A 17,719-nucleotide genomic window follows, 5' to 3' on the forward strand; every position below is an offset into this window, starting at 1 on the left:
GTGGCTGCATAGGGATAGCGCCGGAAAATACCATAACGCCAGCTTTTATTACGAACGTTGAAAGACTACCAGCCCGAAAATTATCGTTACCCCGATCAATAGTATGTAACTACGGCGACTTATCTTGAGGCGGTTTTTAAGTAATCTGTATGTTCCGGTTTTTTTTGATAGTAATTATAATGACAAGCTACCTGTTGACTGAAAAAATAATTAATACTGAGATTCATTCGGTCCGGCTTTATGAATGGTATTGTTGAGTAAAATTTTATTCAAAAACTGCTCTGAAACGATGAAAGCTGCTTACTATATTACTGAATAATTCAAGCAAATGCGGTAAGTGAACAATGAACTATTCGTGTAGAAAGAAGTGTCAATCGTTAATAATACGTTGTTGATAAGAAAAAGCTCATTATTTATTGTATAATAGTAGGAGCTCAAATATAATTACGTGTAAATATATATTGAACTGTAATTATCTATATTGCCTGTATTTTAATTTCAATTTTGTTGTTTATGTTGCAGAAACAGCGGATATGTGTTTTTACAAAGCTGCGTTAATTCTGTACGATGGATACACTAGTTTGTCTTTTTGAAAAACAATCTTTATCGTGATAGTATTTTTGCAAGGAGTAAAAAACACAATCAATGGGTGGCTAGAATGGGAAATGATTGGGGCATTTTTTCGGTAACCATGTGAGCTTGCGTCCGCAGACTTTACGTACCTGGGCCCCTGTTAGCGCTGCTTAGCTCAGCCTGACTGCTACAACCTCCCGGTCATGGACACCTTCGTAATTTTGATCTAAGTTGCCATCATTAATTTGCATATCCCGGGAGACAGATCTAGTACGTTGGCCGTGAAGATTAATTTCTTCAAGTTTTTAGCCAGTCGCAGACCGCAACTGGCTAAAAACTTGAACCGACTATCTCATCTTTACGAGCGTAACGCCCTGGCCGCCACGGTCGGCGTGTTCGTCGGCCATACTCGCCACCTGTTTGTAGGAGCGGAGGTGATTTCGAACAAGCTGGCGTAAAATGCCATCACCCTTGCCGTGAACGATACGCAACTCGGGATAGCCAAGCATCAGGGCGCTATCCATAAACCGGTCGAGTTCGCCAAGTGCTTCTTCGCCACGGTAGCCCCGAATGTCCAGATTGAACGAGAAATTCATCATCTTCTCGTTCAGGTCCATACCTTGGCTGCGGGGCGTTTCGCGAATACCTACGGCTTCCCGGTATGTTTTGCGGCTAACTTTTTCCAGTCGATTCAGCTTGATGTTTGATTTCAGTTCGCCGATCCGGACCTCTGCGTCTTTACCGCGGATGGCCAGAATTTCGCCGATGGCCGTTTGGCCCTGAATACGAACATAGCTACCTACGCCGATAGGGCTGGCATCGTTCTCGAATTCCTCCTCCGGTTCCTTCGGCCTGGCTGGCTCTACAACCACTTCCGGCTTTAGCTCTTTTTGGTCAAACTGCTGAAGCTCGGCACGTACCTGGCGGGTTGTGTCTTTATCAGCCTTCGATTCCTTTATCTCGCGAATCGTACTTTCAATGCGCTGATTGGCTTCCTGAACTAACGTTTTGGCCTTGGCTTTAGCCGTATTGATCAGCTGCTTCTGCTCATTGTCGAGCTTGGTTTTCAGAGCTGTGTACTCGGCCAGTTGCTGGGCTACCTTGCGCTGTTTGATGCTGATGTCGAGATTCTTCTCTGAGAAAACGCGCTTCTCAATATCTAGCTCTTTCAGCAGTTTCTCGAAATTTACCTGCTGACTGCCCAGTTTCTCTTTAGCCCGTTCAATAACCGCATTGGGCAAGTTAATTTTCCGGGCAATTTCGAACGCAAACGAAGAGCCAGGTCGACCCATCTCCAACTCATAGAGTGGTTCCAGTTTCTCGCCGTCGAACCGCATAGCACCATTGATCAGCCCCGCCGTTTTGTCGGCAAAGACCTTCAGGTTGGTGTAGTGTGTGTTGATGACGCCATATGCGCCCGACTTGTTGAGCTCTTCCAGAATAGCTTCGGCAATGGCACCCCCTTGTCCGGGCTCTGTACCCGTACCAAACTCGTCGATCAGAAAGAGCGTACGTTTATTGGCACCAACCAGAAACTTCTGCATGTTGGTCAGGTGTGACGAGTATGTACTCAGGTCGTTTTCCAGCGATTGTTCATCCCCGATATCGATAAACAGGTTCTGGAACACCCCCATGTCGGAATATTCGGCCATGGGTACCAGCAAACCGCACTGCATCATGTATTGCAGCAACCCGATGGTTTTCAGCGCAATCGATTTGCCACCCGCGTTCGGGCCTGAGATGATCAGAATACGCTGCTGCTCGTCGAGGCGGATATTGAGTGGGATAACGCTCTTTTTCTGCTTCTGATGCGATAGGAACAGCAACGGGTGGCGGGCGGCGGTCCAGTTCAGAACGGGGCGGTTCATTACCTGCGGCATACCGGCCTGTAGTTCGCCGGCCAGTTTCGCTTTGGCCCGAATGAAGTCGATCTGTGCCAGAAAGTTAACCGCCTTACCCAATTCGGGAAGAAAAGGACGTACCTGGTCGGTTAAGGCAAGCAGAATGCGATACACTTCGCGCCGTTCTTCATATTCCAGTTCGCGCACTTCATTGTTGCCGTCGAAGACTTCAGCAGGCTCAATATACACGGTTTTTCCAGTGTCTGACTCGTCGTGAATGAAGCCCCTGATTTTACGTTTATGCTCGGCCGCCAGCGGAATAACTAATCGGCCACCCCGGATGGTCAGGCCCAGGTCGTCGGGAATCCAGCCCTGCTGGCGGGCAGTGCGGAGCATGCCATCCAGCTTTTTTCGCAGATTGGCCTGCTCGGAAATGATCCGCCGGCGAATGCTGGCCAGTTCGGGAGATGCATTATCGCGCACATGGCCACGGTCATCGATAACGCGTTCGAGGGCAGCCAGCAGGTTCTTGTCAACAGTTACGGGCTGGGCCAGTTCGGCCAAATACGGATACTGGTCTTCTTCCTGATTGGCCAGAAAGCGAAGGCAGTCCTGAATAGCTTTCAGGGCCAGTTTCAGGTCAAAGAACTCGTCTTCCATGAGCGTGATGCCTTCTACGCGCGCCTTTTGCAATTGAGGGCGTACGTCGAGGTAATTGCTCTGCGGAAAATCGGGTTCGTATTGTACGATCTGCGTAAACTCGTAGGTCTGGCGCAGCAATTTATCAATCAGTTGGTGGTTGTCGGAAAAGCGAATCTTATCCACATAATCCTGCCCAAGTGGGGAAATGCAGGCTTGCCGTAGCAGTTCCCGGATTTTATCGAAACCTAGTTTTTGTTCGAGGGTATTGGGGTAAAGCATTCAGGAGATCAGACCTTTCGTTAGCGGGCCTTCTTCTATAACAGCAGGGCAGAGGCGGGGGTTCTGTTTAAAACAGTTAAGAGTGTAGAGTTAAGAAGTAAGAGTTGGCCGACGCGGGAAAAGTTTTGCGTCGGCCAACTCTTACTTCTTAACTCTACACTCTTAACTGTTTACCTCTTAGCTGACTATTTAACGCCCTTACCTACTTCGATAAGATCTTCGGCAGACATGTAGCCAATGGCTTTTTTTACCACGCGGCCGCTGCTGTTGATGAACAGGAGGGTAGGGTATGCTTCCAGCGGATAAACTTGGGCAAGAGCCGGGCCTTCGCCTTTCTCCATATCCATTTTCACGTTAATAAACTTCTTGTTGAAGAAGTCGCCAACTGTCTTTTGCGTGAAGACGTTCTTTTGCAACATCTTGCAGGGGCCGCACCAGCTAGCGTAGGCATCAAGGAAAATAACCTTGTTTTCAGCTTTTGCTTTCTTCAGAATATCGGCCCAGCGGGCACTGGTAAACTGGATTCCTGCACTTTTCTCATCATCACCCGCAGGAGTGAACGAGGAAGTGGTCAGGAGTACAACAAGGCACAGGCTAAGTAATCGAAGCATGATTGGGGAACGGTTATGATACGTACCTAACGAATAGACAACTCACTTTCGTTTCTATGAACGAGTATAGTAGCCAAATTTACCCTGTCCTGGATATACACAAAAGGTTTTCCGACAGGATTTATTGGATGAACAGGTATTTCGTTTCGCCTTTCGATGGGCGAATCCTGTTTATCCAGTAAAGTCTGCCAGAAAACCTTCGGTCAGTGTATTACCACATGTTACTCTTCAGTGCTGCGGTTCCAGTCGGCGTCAGCTACGTGGGTAGGTTTATTGGTGTCATCAGCTTCAGCAATGACATCATCAATTTCTTCTACGTCTTCGGCTACTGATGTGCCATTGGCCTGATCGTTCAGCCGCGAAGGCAATTCATTATCGAGGTTTTTGTCGTTCAACTGGCCTACGTTTGGGTCAGTGCCCATGGTACTGTGCATCTGCTGAGCCGCGTGCGACTCGGTGCTTTCTTTGCGGATGTTGCTTGATACGCTCATGATCGTGTTGGGTTTACATTATAGGATGCTGGACTTCATATACTGGCATTAAACGTTGAAGACTGAACATCAGACAGGACAGATAGCCCCTGTCTGATAGCCGATCGCCAACGCTCCTTTAATAAGTTGGCTGATGATCAGTGGACGTACCCGTGTTGGCAACGTCTTCCTCTGTCTCTTCCTGCGATTCAACCGAATCATTGTCGGACGAATCATCAGATGATTCATCATCGTCTTGCTTTTTCGCTTCTTTCTGCGCGTTGGGCACGCTCACTACAGCGTCAGATGCATAGTCATCGGGGCCGGCAGTTGTTACACTGACGGTTGCTGTTTTGGTCTGGTTTTCGCTGGCGGCGGCATTGGCAAACGCTTCGTCAGGTACGTCCATGGCACCATTGCTCATGTCGTTCTGGCGGAGTACCCCGTTCTGGCTGTCCATGTCCTGGCTTCCCATAGCGCGGATATTACGTCCGTTTTGGCCACCTCGTACTTCTGTACTGTCCAACCCGTTGGCTGAGTTTTCCTGTGCTTTCTGGTTCAGGTTATCACCTTCGTGATCGCTATTGGTAGTATCATCGCTGCTATGCGGTGATCGGGTTTGATCTGTGTCCATAACGTGAGTCTTAGTAATCTGCTAAATAAGTAGACAACTCCGTTGTTGGAAAAAGGTTAGCTAATTTGATGGTATGAACCCAAAAAGAGCCTCCTTTTAATAAATATCAAGGATTACCATACTTACTGTATAGTGTAAATTTAGATATTTGAGGAGTGAAACTACATAAACGAATTCAGACCTAGTTGGCGTCTACAAGAAACTAACATTTACTAACAGGTTGCCGCATAAAGCACCTTACAGATCTTAATAGTTGGATAAAGCGTAATTAAAAAGCGAGCCGATCCTGTCGACTCGCTTTTTTGTGTTTTACGTTGTCTGCGGGCACTAATTAACGAGAAAGAGGTTGCCTGACAGGCAACCTCTTTCTCGTTAATTAGCAGGAAAACTGTCAGTTAATCAACATCCCAGAAGATCTTGGTGCTAAATACGTCCACTGCTCCCTGGGCTGTAATGTTTGCTCCATTTGAACCCGCTTCTGTATTCGGATAGTATAGTCGTGTTGGCCGTTTGTTATCAGGCACCTGAATACTTTGCGGTGTAACCGGCAGGTTCGTACGTCGATATTCCGACCACGATTCCAAACCGCTGAAACCTGTTAGGGCAACCCATTTCTGAATGGCGATAGCTGCCAGTTTATCCGTCGATGCATCCCAATCGTAGTTTGGGATTTTGCTGCCCTTAAAAGCCGCCGCGCCAGCCGTGTTGGCACCCAGCACCCGGAACGACTGCAATATACCCGCTTCGAAATAAGCCTGGGCAGTGCTTGGCAGAGATACATCGCTGTACCGTTGTTTAGCTTCAGCCAGCAGAAACTGAATTTCAGCTCCAGTCATGAGAATGAACGATCGGTTGTACTCACCTTTCACAAGCAGGCTTGGCCCAACCGATGACGTATTGGCAGGTAAGTAACCAGAACTGGCTCCGAACGGTGTTCCCGCATAGTTGGCAGCGATTTCTGCTTTCGAACTTGTGCCCGGTATTGTGCTGCTTTCGCCACCCGTCGTGTAGGCAATACGCTTTAACCGGAGGGTATCATTCGATGCTTTGAGGCTATTAATCAGAAATTGTGTTGGCCGGGGGAAGTTATTCAACGCCCGTTTAGCGCCCGTTTGGTCATAGCCCCACCGGTCATAAATTGGGTTCAGCTGGCCTGCCGCTGGCTGATAAAAAGATGCTCCACCAACGGCAACGTCAGCACCGGTGATAAAGCCCGACCCTTCGGTTACGATTTTATTGATCTCCGTCTTGATGTACGTTTCACGGCCAGCAACTTTTGACTGCCGAATCAGGATACGCATTTTGAGCGAGTTGGCAAACTGTATCCACTTCGTCAGGTTACCACCGAAAACGAGGTCAGACGTATTGAAACTGCTGGCAAAGGCATTCGCCTTCATATCCGCAATAGCCTCATCCAACGAGGTGATCAGTGATTCGTAAACTGCTTTCTGATCATCGAATTTCGGTGCGAGAATCGCTGCGCCTTTCAGGGCATCCGTGTAAGGAATATTACCATACATATCAACCAATTGCTGAAATAGCATCGCTTTCATCACCTTGGCCGGTCCCTTCAGAAACTTCTGATTAGTGGCATCGGCATTGTTGATCACAAACTGATAGTCTTCCAGGTTGTCGTAATAACTATCCCAGTAGTTGAAATCTCCGTTCGTGAAGTTGTAGGCAAATATGGTTGTTGAAATGATATACCCATTGCCCTGCGACCATTGCCCTGCCCAGTACGTGCCTGTCTCATTGGCATTGAGCATGTTAACCGTCGTAACGTTCAACGCATTGGTAAATACGTAGTTTGGCGACGCGGTTGGTAACTGGTTTGGATTGGTATTGATGTTCAGGAAATCTTTGGTATTACAACCGGTACCAACCAGAGCCATCAAAGCGGCTATAAATAGTGGTTTGAATTTCATAGTAAGTCGAGGCTAGCTACTAAAACGTGAGGTTGATGTTTACACCGTACTGGCGAACAGGAGGCGTTTGACCAGTTGTATTGATACCAATACCAACTGATGAGTTTGTGGTTGGCACAGAAGTAGCCTGGCTGCCTGGTGTTGGGTTGCCCTGGTAGCTAAACTCAGGATCCGTGTAGTAATTCAGCTTATCAACGATCGTAAGCAGGTTACGGCCATACAATGCAATGCTGGCACCCGATAATATCTTGGTTTTGCTTACCAGGCTTTGTGGCAATCGGTAAGAGAGGTTAACGTCGCGCAGCTTAATGAACCAGGCTGGTGTAACGAAGTTCTCTGAAACCAGCCGGTAGTTATCTACCCACAACGCATATTCCGCTTCACGAACAACGGTTGTATTCGACGATACGCTACCGTCGGCATTCAGAATGGCTGAGTTCGGGAATACGTGTGGTGTCCGGTCTTCTGTCCATTTACCCGTACCCGTGAACGTCATCTGACGGCCCAGATCGCTGAACATTACGTTGCCACCCCGGTATTCGAAGTTAAATGTGAAGCCAAAGTTTCCGTATTCCATTTTCGAACCCAGACCGGCAATGTGGCGGGGCAATACGCCACCCCGCTGCTGCAGGGCTGTGTTCCGGAGCGGGTAGCCAGTAGTGGCATTAACCAGCACCCGGCCCGATCCGTCAGGAGCGTACTGGTAACCGTCCGTTTTCAGAATGGGGAAGCGGGTGTTTTTGATCACGTTTGTATTGGCATACGCGAAACCGCCAATCTGGAATTCGTCGATGCCCGGATACAGATCAATTACTTTGTTATCGTTATACGAGTAGCGAACGCTGGCATCCCATGTGAATTTGCCACCCCGGGCAATCAGGTATTTCAATTCAGCTTCGTAACCCCAGTTCCTGGTTTCACCTACGTTGATCAACAGGTTCTGAAAACCCGTTGAATTAGGTACGCGAACCGTAATTACTTGACCTTTCGAGTTTTGTGTGTACGCTGACAAGTCAACCGTGATGCGGTTATTCAGCAACTGAAACTCACCGCCAACTTCGCCCGAATACACGGTTTCAGGTCTCAGATTAGGATCGGGCAAGGTGTTGCCAACCGTCAGGCCAACGGTGTTACCGTAGGGGAAGTTGGCTCCATTTGGGTACGTTAGGTCAAGGCCATAGAGCGGGATATTGTCATTAGCGTTCTTATTATAGTTCGCGCGGAACTTGGCGTAATTCAGAAACGAGCTCTTGAGGCTTGGAAACGCATCAGTAGCGATAAACGATAGGGCTATACCGTAATACGGATACGACCAGTAGTTGGCCGGGCGATCCGGTTTGTAGAATTTTGATGTCTGATCGAAGCGGAACGAGCCGTTCAGACTCAGCCAGTTTTTGTAATTGACCGTATAGTCTGCGTAATAACCCAATCGACGTTCTTCCGTAAGAATCTGACCACCTGTCAGAATACCCTGCCGGTTAGATACGTTGTATACCCCCGGCACCACAATTGAGCTCGATGCTTCAGAGATATTGTTGGTTGTGCGTTGATACAGGCTGCTACCTAAGATAAGCCGGTTCGATATATGACCAAAATCTTTCGCCAGCTGAACCTGGAACTCGTTGTTGATCACGTTTTCTGTACCTGAGTAGTCCTGTACGCTACCTGGGTTATCTGTAATGGCCCGGTAAATACCCGTACCGTCGCCATCCCGGAAGAACGGAGCCGGGATGAATGATTTGCTTTTAGCCCAGTCAGAGTAAACGAACTTGCCAGTCGTGTTTTTGCCTGTCCGCGAGTTGTTCATAACACCTAACCGTTCGGTGAATGTCAACCAGGGGGTTGCTTTAAAGGTCAGGTTTATGTTACCGTTCAGATTGGCATCCTTGTAATTCAACCGGCCGTTATCAGCTTCAAAATACGGGTTGTTGTAGTAGTCATTGTAGAATCCGTTTGGGTTTGCCAGCGGATTGTTCTGCCAGTCGCGCAGGGTGCTAAGGGGTAGGTTGGCTGGCTGATTCAGTACGTTGTTGTAAAAATCAGACGATGTACGGTTGTATACACCCTGAATGTAGGCCGCATTGAAGCTGGCAATCAGTTTACCATATTCTTTCGTTGCCGACAGACGGGCACTCGTCCGGTTGCTCTTATCGCCAGGCACGATGCCATTGACTGACTGATTCTCCATTGACATGTAGAACGAGCTGGTTTCATCACCTCCCTGGAAGTTGATCTGATTATTTACTGATACCCCCGTATCGAATGCCTTCCGGCGGGCATCCGGAATGGCCGAATAAGGAATAAGAAGCTGGCTACCATCTTCAGCCGTGCGGCCCTGAATCCGGGTTGAGCCATCAAACGCATCACCATACTGCTGATTTTCGTACGAACGCCAGTTGTCTTTCATGCGCTCCAGGTAATCTGTTTTGTAACCCGCTGTGCCAAAAGCTGTTGCGTAGTGTGAACCAGAGCCGTACTTGTCCTGAATCTGGGGCAAAAAGCTGATTTGTTCAAAGTTCGTACTGTTCGAATAGGCCACTTTTAACCGGCCTTTTACGCCTTTCTTGGTCGTGATGATAAGCGCACCGTTGATACCAGCTGAACCATACAGCGTAGCTGCCTGACCACCCTTTAAAATCGTTACATTCTCAATATCATTCGGGTTAATGGTTGACAGTACCGTCGAGGTTGTTTGCATACCATCGAGAACAACCAACGCTTCGTTGTTACCTGTCAATGAGCGGTAACCCCGTAGCACGATTTTTACCGCTGGGTCAACACTATTGTTTACGTTGTATACGGCCAGTCCTGTTACTTTACCCGAAAGAGCCTGAGCCAACTGTGGCGAACGGCCAACGGTTACATCATCGTTATTTACCGTGGAAAGGGCATAGCCAATGTCGCGCGGGTTTTTCCGAATTCCCTGTGCCGTAACTACAACCTCCTGAAGTTGAGAGGCATCTGCCTTCATCGTGATATTCAGCGTGGTTTGGCTTCCCGTGATTACTTCCTGATTGAGAAAGCCAATAAACGAGAATACCAGGCGGGCTGTGCCTGATGGTACGCTGATTTTATACTGACCATCAACGTCTGTTGTAACGCCGCGTGTTGTGCCCTTAAGGGCTATGTTCACTCCGGGCATTGCTGAACCGTCTTCAGCAGAGGTAACGCGGCCGGTGATTACCCGATCTTGCGCTACCAAAGGAATACTTATGAGGCACAACAGCAGCTGTGCTATCAGTAAAAGTTTTCTCATTGTTTATAGAGTTGATTAGTTTATTAATGGGGTTAAGAGGTAATTAACCCACATCAAAACTATTAGAAAGTTATTATGCGAGCAAATATTCACATCAGCTTTTTATTTGGCTATAGTACGAATCGATGTAGCTAAAATTCTGTATTATATCGGTCTGTGAAATTTATAGTATTATCACACGCGCTTTTGGCAAAGCGAGGCATCCTACGCCGTTCATGGCCTAACTGGTTATTTATGACTACGGAGCTATTAATCTGTTAAGCTAGTCTTACGATATTGCCTGTTTCTACTTGGGCTAAAACCAGGAAAGCCGCCCCGATCCATGGATCGGGGCGGCTTTTAGATATGTACTGACTAAACGCCGTTTACCGTGACCGTACGTCCAGGTTTCGTCGCAGGTAGTACGGATGTTAGGCGAAGCGGCTACTACGCTGGGCTGTTTCATCCAATGCTTGACGTAGAGATAATCACCACTACGGATTTCGTTGCCGAAATCGTCTCTAGTAAGTATCGATCTTCCGACCTTTTGATCAACTGCCTCATATGGTGCTTTTTTTATTTTGCAGAGAGTAATAAGAATTAAACATATGAATTGCAGTATACGATGGCATGTCTAGTTCACTGATAAGGGTTATAGTATTCTGGTAATGAATTAACTACAGTTGACGTAAAACAAATGCCCCCAGCCAGTGTTGGCCAGGGGCATTTGTTTTACGTCAATTGTATACGGTATTAGTTCTTTTTGATCGTCTCGGTGATAATCCGGTCTCCACCTGCACCTGCGTACTTATAGCTTAAGGTGAAGGTTTTGGTAGCGGCATCATACTTGTTCACACCAAACTGAACAGTCGCAGCACTAGCAGTACCACCTGGCGTTAATGTAACACTGTTGTCCGCGTTAACTTTCAATTGCATAGTTGCGGCGGCACCCAAATCGGCAAATTCCGTCTCGCTCGTATTAGCGTCAACCGTTGCCAGCGTCTTAGCACGTTTTATATCACGTGGACCAGCTGTCGGGTGATTGAATACGCCTGTTGCCGTATACACGCCATCATACGGGTTTTTAGCCTTGAGGTTAATCAGAATGGTGCCAAAATTACCGCTTATGGCACCTGTAGAGACCGATTTGATTTGAACAGGCAATACATAGTTCTTGCTGAAATCAAAATTATTGCTTTTAAAGGTCATGCCTACTGTAGCCGTACGCTGTCCTTTCGGAATCACTACCTGAGTTGGCAGCGTATACAAACTGGTAGGAATCAGGTCAAATGCCTTCTTTTGCTCCGTATTGTACTGAGTCAGGGCGGTTGGATCAATGCCCAGGCTAACTGTAATATTTTCCGGAGCTACGTTTGCGCCTGAATAACTTACCGTAAGCGTATAGTTATTTTCTGGCGCTACCTCAAAAGCCTGGGTATACAACGCGTACTTGCTGCCATAGGGAGACGAAAAACTGCTGGGGTTTTTGAACTCAACTACGTTTGTGGAATTAGCCGGGTCCAGGCTAAGCTTGTCATCAAGACAAGAAGTCATGGTAGCCCCAATGAAAAGGAGGCTCACTAATTTTATGAAATTTTTCATGTGTATCTGATCAGTTTGGGTCCCAGAAAATCAAGTCAGCGAACTGGTTGACCGTTTTGAAATTAGCCGCGTTGTACGACTGCTCCGATGATGGATACAGGATACGGGTTGGCAACTTGTCGGGCCGTGTAGAGTTCGATTTGTTGGACGCAATATTGGTGTATCCGTTGCCGGCCGGGTCCGTTTTAGGGTAGCCCGTGCGACGGTATTCGTTCCAGCCCTCATCTGAATTGATCATGTTCAGCGCAATGTATTTCTGAGTAATGATCGCTTCCAGACGTTGCTCGTTCGTTGTTGCCAGAGCAATGTTTACCAAATAGCTGGTGGCGTTGTCTGCTTTGTACGTAGCCACATCTGCAGCTACATTTTTGCCCGTGCCTACTACGTTGGTCACGTCTTTATACAGGTACGTGAACGACTGGGTGATGCCCTGATCAAAGCTGGTGCCAAACGTACCTGGAAGATATCCCTTCAACTGTGCCTCTGCCTGGAGGAAGTATGACTCAGCGGCCAGCATGATCGGTTGACCCATTGACGGGCCTTTCAGAATACCCAGCGCATCGGTAATGCTGGATGCGCTGTTAAACGTACCTGTATACCAGGTAGAATAGCTTGGAATAATAGCTGGTGCGTTACTCTCGTTACCCAGTTGATTGATAGGTGTTGGAGTGGTTGTAGAGGCGAAATTTTTGTAAATCACCGCCCCCCGGCCATTGTCTGTCAATTTCTGCCCTTTGTAGAAACCAAAAGCAAATTGGGTCGGAATACGCGATGAGTTTGCGAGTGCGCCGGCTACCGTGTAGCCCCATGTTCCCCACGTTGGGTTCTGCTTGCCATCCTGCTTGGTATAGCCTGGGTTAACAATGGCATCTGTTGTAAGAAAACCGAGAGTTTTGTCGAGGGCGGCAAACTTCGTAGTTACGAAAGAAGACAGCGCCGATACGCCCGACATCCGAATTAGTAAGCGGAGCTTTAGGGTATTGGCAAACTGCTTCCAGGTTGTCATGTTCCCCTTGAAAAGTGGATCAGACGACGAGTTCAAAGCCAGCGGGAACTTGGCTGCATCGATGGCAGCAATAGCAGCATCCAGTTTAACTATCAGGTCTTGATAGATCGTAGCAGCATCGTCGTATTTGGGGGTACGTCCTGCATTACCCAACAAAGCTTCTGAATACGGAACGTTGCCAAAAGCATCGACTAAGCGGGCATAATCCAACACTGTCATAATCTTGGCCGTTGCATTGAAGTAGCCTTGCCCTTCTGCGCCTTCAGTCTGATCGATTACATATTTGAAATCCTGTAGGTTATCATATGTATTGACCCAAAGCGCATTGTAATCCCCCGTCACCAGGTTGTAGTTCAGCAGGTTACCGAAACCTGAGAAACCACCGGCGTTTGCCATATAACCCCCGAAATGAGCGCCATAGTTGTTGTAAGAAGAAGACATTGCCGCTGCACTCACAATAGCTTGTGGCAACACTAGTTGTGCCGAAGCGCTGATCGCTGAGTTTGGGTTGGCGTTTATGTCCAGGTAATTATCGCAAGAGGAAGTGACCAGGACAACCAGGGTCAACAACCAGTATAAAGAAGATTTTTTCATCGTTTGTCAATTAAAAAGTTAACGAAACAGTGCCGCCGAAATACCGGGCTGGAGGTGTTTGAGCAAGAGTCGTGAAACCTACCGCGTTGCTGTCTGTGCCGTTGGCGCTGTATTCTGGGTCGGTGTACAAGTTTGATTTTGGTACCCAGATAAACAGGTTTCGTCCTTGTGCGCTCAATGTCGCACCTTTAATGAAGCCAGATTTAGCTAATAAGGCCCGTGGAAAATCGTATGAGATAGCCGCTTCGCGCATTTTCCAGAAACCGGCTGAGTTGACGTAATTTTCGCCAATGCCTGTGTTACGGGTACCATCAGTCCAGAAATCAGCACCACCGCTACGAACGGCAATGTTGGTGTTGGCTACGTAGCTACCATCTGCCTGGAGAATCGATGAATTTGGTATCACGAACCGGTCACGGTTATACCAGGCCGTACGAATACCGGCACCTGAGAAGTCGTAACCCGTTGACACGCTATTATAGATATAGTGGCCATTCCGATATTCAAACACGGTTGTGAAGCGGAAGCCTCTGTATTTCAGCGTCGTGTTCAGACCCACAATATGTGGTGGGTTTGTGATACCAACGTCGCTAAAGCTACCGTTACTGGCAGGATAACCGGTAATTGGATCAACGATAATCCGGCCCTGCGGATCGCGGTTATACGTAGTTGTCTGTAGCAGTGGGAAAGGCTGACCGGTTTTGGCCAGAACCCGCGCCGACGTACCTACGCTCGATAGAATCAGTTGATCTGACTGCTCTGAGAGCGAGATAACCTTGTTGCGGTTGAGGGTGTAGTTCGCGCCAACAGAGAATTCCAGCCCATTGGCCATTTTGATGGGCGTAAAGCTCAGGTACGTCTCTAAACCACGGTTTTCTACTTCACCAACGTTGGTTAGCAGGTTCTGAAAGCCAGACGCCGATGATACGAATACAGAGATTGTCTGATCAACGGTGTTGGTTTTATAAACCGTAAGACCCCCATTGATATTGTACTTTTTCAGTTCAAAGTCGAAGCCTGCTTCTGCACCGGTCGTAATCTCTGGCTTCAGGCTAGATGAAACCAAGCCATTGTTAATGGTAAAACCAGCTCCGCTTGAGTATGGATAACCAGCCGCCTGGCTAAACGTTGTATTCAAGGCATACGCGCCAAACGTAGTTGAGTTGCCTAAGTTGATTTGACCAACCTTTGAGTAGCCACCCCGAATTTTCAGACTCTGCAACCAACTGGTGTTTTGCAGGGCCGGAATAGCGTCCGTAGCGATGAATGATATGTCAGCCGATGGGTAGAAGAACGACCGGTTCTCAGCCGCTAGAATCGACCGCCAGTCATTACGGGCCGTTACGTGCAGGTAGATAAATTCTTTGAAGCCAATCCGGGTCTCGCCATACACCCCAGCCTGACGGGCTGTGAAGTTTGATTCAAAGGCACTTGGGTTGTTCAGCGAGTTGCCAATATTATACAGGCCGTTGATAACCAGGCTGCTGGCACTCACGTCCACGTTTTTCGACGTATTATCGCGGAAGCTGGCACCTCCAACGATGTCGAACGTGAAGTTCTGGCCGATCTTTGTTTTATACTCGGCCAGGAAGTCATTCACCAGTTGTGTGTTGAAGCTGCTGTTGTCAGATACTGAGCCGGGGTTATCCGTCTTAGAACTACCAGAGATACTCTTGGTATAGTCTGAGTAGACAAACTTACCCGTTGTGGTCTTGCTCGATACGTTCCGGGTTGTAATACCCACACGGTAGGTAAGCATCAGTTTTTCGATGGGCCGGTAATGCAATTCCATGTTCCCCTGGAAATAATCATTCCGGGTTTTTACACGGTTATTAGCCAGCGTAAAGTATGGGTTCTGGAAGTACTCGTTGTAGTAGCCGTTCGGGTTGGCGAATGGGTCATTCTGCCAGTCAGCATATTTAGTTACATCGACCTGACCAGGCGACATCAGCAGGTTCTGATAAGCTGTTCCGGTGGCGCTGCTTTGATCGTAGCGGTTGGCGATGAAGTTGGTATTGAAGATCGCCGTCAGGTTTTTGTAGATCTGACGCGTGCTGTTGGCCCGGATGCTGTAGCGTTTGTATCCATCGTTGGGCACTGTCGACTTCTGATCAAAATACTGAGCTGACAGGTAGTAGGTCGATTTATCGTCGCCCGATGAAAGGCTGAAATCCGTCTGGTTAGCCGCACCTGTTTGCCAGAATTTCTCGCGTGAACCTGCATACGAATAAGGTACCGTCTGGATAGAGCCATCCTGCAGTGGTTTTCCAATTATAACGGGTAAACCATTGAAAGCAGGACCATACTGCTGGTTCTCGTAAGGTGTGTAGGTAGGTACGTCGTCGGGGGTAGTACCTGACCCAAATCCCTGCTGTAATTGTGGCAGATAGCTTACCTTCTCAAACGTAGTGGTATTTGACAGCTTTATTTGTGTTTGGCCGGCCTTACCCTTCTTGGTAGTTACGATCAAGGCACCGTTCGAGGCATCTGACCCATACAGAGCGGCAGCACCGGCGCCATTCAATACCTGAATGTCTTCAATATCTTCCGGGTTAAGGTTGCCCAGAATGCTGTTTGGTGAAATAATGTTGTCGATGATAATCAGCGCCTGGTTATTCCCCGTCAATGAACGGTTACCGCGCAAGACCAGTCGATACGATGGGTTAACGCCACTGCTCACAGCTGAAATCAACAAGCCGGGTACTTTACCAGACAGACCAGCCGCAATATTGGATGACTTGCCCTGTGTAATGTCCTGCGCTTTAACTGTAGTAGACTGGCTACCCAATGCCCGGCGTTGTGCTGTGATACCCCCTGCCGTGATAACAACCTCATTCAGGTTCGTTGCGTCTGGCTTCAGCTGTACATCCAGTGTTGTCTGGTTGCCCGTAACGATCTCCTGGTTGATAAAACCGATGAAGGAGAAAATGAGTCGAGTAGTACCCGCTGGTACACTTAACTTGTATTGACCATCTACGTCGGTTGTTACACCTCGTGTTGTCCCTTTAATGGCAATATTCACTCCTGGCATGGCTGCACCATCCTCGGCAGAGGTAACGCGACCGCTAATGACCCGGTCTTGCGCTAGTAGAGGAACACTTATGAAGCACAGCAATAACTGCGCTATCAGTAAAAGTTTTCTCATGTTAGAAAGTTGATTAGTTTGTATTAAGTGTTAAAAGAAAATTAACAATAGAGCAAAACTACCAGATAGTTGTCGCAGGAACAAGCTGCTGAGACGTCTTTTAAAGAGATAATATTTTGCTATATTTTAAAATAGGTCTATAAAATTTCGTAAAATCCATTATTTTATACGTAATATCAGCTAGCTATGCGTTGATATTAAAAGATGATAATTGGTTGGTAATGTGGTAATTGTACGGTATATATTATGGTCAGATATTCTGTCAAGGTTGGTATGTATACTCTTGAGTAGTCGACTTACTTTTATTATAAAAAAGGAGCGCGGCCAGCTTTCACCGGTCGCGCTCCTGAAAATCGCTTCACTAACTATACGTTCGCGCTAACTATTCATGTAGACAAACAAGAACAAGTGTATACTCTATTGTTACTTTCGAGTCAACGTTTCGTTTATCACCCGGTCACCACCTGCGCCTGTATATTTGTAGTTTAGGGTGTAGGTTTTGGTGGCAGGGTTGTACCTGTTCACGCCAAACTGTACAGTGCCCGTATTGGCAGCTCCCTTGGGTGTAAGCGTCACCGTATTGTCGGCATTGACTTTAAGTTGCATCAGCCAGCCGCTGCCGCCTAGGTCAGCGAAATTGGTCTGTATCGTGTTCAGGTCAACAGTCTGCAACTCTTTCTCTTCGTTAATAGCACGTGCCCCGGCAGTAGGGTGAGTAAACACACCTGTGGCTTGATACGTACCATCATATTGATTCTTGAGTTTCAGCGAAATGATCTTGTAGCCGTAGTTGCTGCTCACGGCCAGGTTATTGCTGGTGCCCGTTACCCGAACCGGTAAGGCGTAGTTGGCATCATTGTACGCTGTTGGGTTAGTGATCTTATCCGAGCCTGAGAAAAACATAATCGCTACCGGAGCCAGACGCTGACCTGCTTTAATGGTTGTGCTGGTTGTTGTTAGCTGATATAATGAAGCAGGGAGCGGCTGATACGTAGTGCCGTTGGCTGCATTGTAGGCCGTTAGTATGGCCGGGTCAACGGCCAGATTCACCGTCACATCCTGGGCCAGTGTCTGCGGACCTGACAGGTTCACGTTGAACGAGTAGCTGAGTGGCGTCGATTGAATCGTAAGACCGTTATTGGCCACTACACCGTAGAATGCT

General features: G+C 47.8%; 10 protein-coding genes. All 10 read right to left on the reverse strand.

The window, feature by feature from the left end:
- Positions 1–920: 920 nt before the first annotated feature.
- Complete coding sequence (locus J2I46_RS25880; RefSeq protein ID WP_207331984.1) at positions 921–3,335, reverse strand: endonuclease MutS2; 2,415 nt, start codon at positions 3,333–3,335, stop codon at positions 921–923.
- 185 nt (positions 3,336–3,520) lie between these two features.
- Positions 3,521–3,946 carry a thioredoxin family protein gene (locus tag J2I46_RS25885; RefSeq protein ID WP_207331985.1) on the reverse strand — a complete coding sequence of 142 codons (426 nt, stop codon included), beginning with the start codon at positions 3,944–3,946 and terminating at the stop codon, positions 3,521–3,523.
- Positions 3,947–4,167: 221 nt separating this feature from the next.
- Complete coding sequence (locus J2I46_RS25890) at positions 4,168–4,437, reverse strand: hypothetical protein (protein ID WP_207331986.1); 270 nt, start codon at positions 4,435–4,437, stop codon at positions 4,168–4,170.
- 118 nt (positions 4,438–4,555) lie between these two features.
- Positions 4,556–5,050 (reverse strand): hypothetical protein, encoded by a 495-nt coding sequence (locus tag J2I46_RS25895; RefSeq protein ID WP_207331987.1) that lies wholly within the window; start codon positions 5,048–5,050, stop codon positions 4,556–4,558.
- Between the two features lie 395 nt (positions 5,051–5,445).
- Positions 5,446–6,975 (reverse strand): SusD/RagB family nutrient-binding outer membrane lipoprotein, encoded by a 1,530-nt coding sequence (locus J2I46_RS25900; protein ID WP_207331988.1) that lies wholly within the window; start codon positions 6,973–6,975, stop codon positions 5,446–5,448.
- A 19-nt stretch (positions 6,976–6,994) separates the two neighbouring features.
- Positions 6,995–10,231 (reverse strand): SusC/RagA family TonB-linked outer membrane protein, encoded by a 3,237-nt coding sequence (locus J2I46_RS25905; protein WP_207331989.1) that lies wholly within the window; start codon positions 10,229–10,231, stop codon positions 6,995–6,997.
- Between the two features lie 732 nt (positions 10,232–10,963).
- Entirely contained in the window at positions 10,964–11,812 is an 849-nt protein-coding gene (locus J2I46_RS25910; RefSeq protein WP_207331990.1) for a BT_3987 domain-containing protein, read from the reverse strand.
- 10 nt (positions 11,813–11,822) lie between these two features.
- Entirely contained in the window at positions 11,823–13,412 is a 1,590-nt protein-coding gene (locus J2I46_RS25915; RefSeq protein ID WP_207331991.1) for a SusD/RagB family nutrient-binding outer membrane lipoprotein, read from the reverse strand.
- Between the two features lie 10 nt (positions 13,413–13,422).
- Positions 13,423–16,557 (reverse strand): SusC/RagA family TonB-linked outer membrane protein, encoded by a 3,135-nt coding sequence (locus tag J2I46_RS25920; protein ID WP_229379952.1) that lies wholly within the window; start codon positions 16,555–16,557, stop codon positions 13,423–13,425.
- Positions 16,558–16,980: 423 nt separating this feature from the next.
- Positions 16,981–17,719 (reverse strand): BT_3987 domain-containing protein (locus tag J2I46_RS25925; protein WP_207331992.1); only part of this gene is annotated, 739 nt, incomplete at its 5' end.

This window comes from Fibrella forsythiae (assembly GCF_017353175.1).
GTDB lineage: Bacteria > Bacteroidota > Bacteroidia > Cytophagales > Spirosomataceae > Fibrella > Fibrella forsythiae.

Excerpts from the sequence above, each read along its gene's own strand:
- J2I46_RS25915 (WP_207331991.1), bottom strand. The coding sequence starts at position 13,412 with ATGAAAAAATCTTCTTTATACTGGTTGTTGACCCTGGTTGTCCTGGTC.
- J2I46_RS25900 (WP_207331988.1), bottom strand. The coding sequence starts at position 6,975 with ATGAAATTCAAACCACTATTTATAGCCGCTTTGATGGCTCTGGTTGGT.
- J2I46_RS25910 (WP_207331990.1), bottom strand. The coding sequence starts at position 11,812 with ATGAAAAATTTCATAAAATTAGTGAGCCTCCTTTTCATTGGGGCTACC.
- J2I46_RS25880 (WP_207331984.1), bottom strand. The coding sequence starts at position 3,335 with ATGCTTTACCCCAATACCCTCGAACAAAAACTAGGTTTCGATAAAATC.
- J2I46_RS25890 (WP_207331986.1), bottom strand. The coding sequence starts at position 4,437 with ATGAGCGTATCAAGCAACATCCGCAAAGAAAGCACCGAGTCGCACGCG.
- J2I46_RS25905 (WP_207331989.1), bottom strand. The coding sequence starts at position 10,231 with ATGAGAAAACTTTTACTGATAGCACAGCTGCTGTTGTGCCTCATAAGT.
- J2I46_RS25885 (WP_207331985.1), bottom strand. The coding sequence starts at position 3,946 with ATGCTTCGATTACTTAGCCTGTGCCTTGTTGTACTCCTGACCACTTCC.
- J2I46_RS25920 (WP_229379952.1), bottom strand. The coding sequence starts at position 16,557 with ATGAGAAAACTTTTACTGATAGCGCAGTTATTGCTGTGCTTCATAAGT.
- J2I46_RS25895 (WP_207331987.1), bottom strand. The coding sequence starts at position 5,050 with ATGGACACAGATCAAACCCGATCACCGCATAGCAGCGATGATACTACC.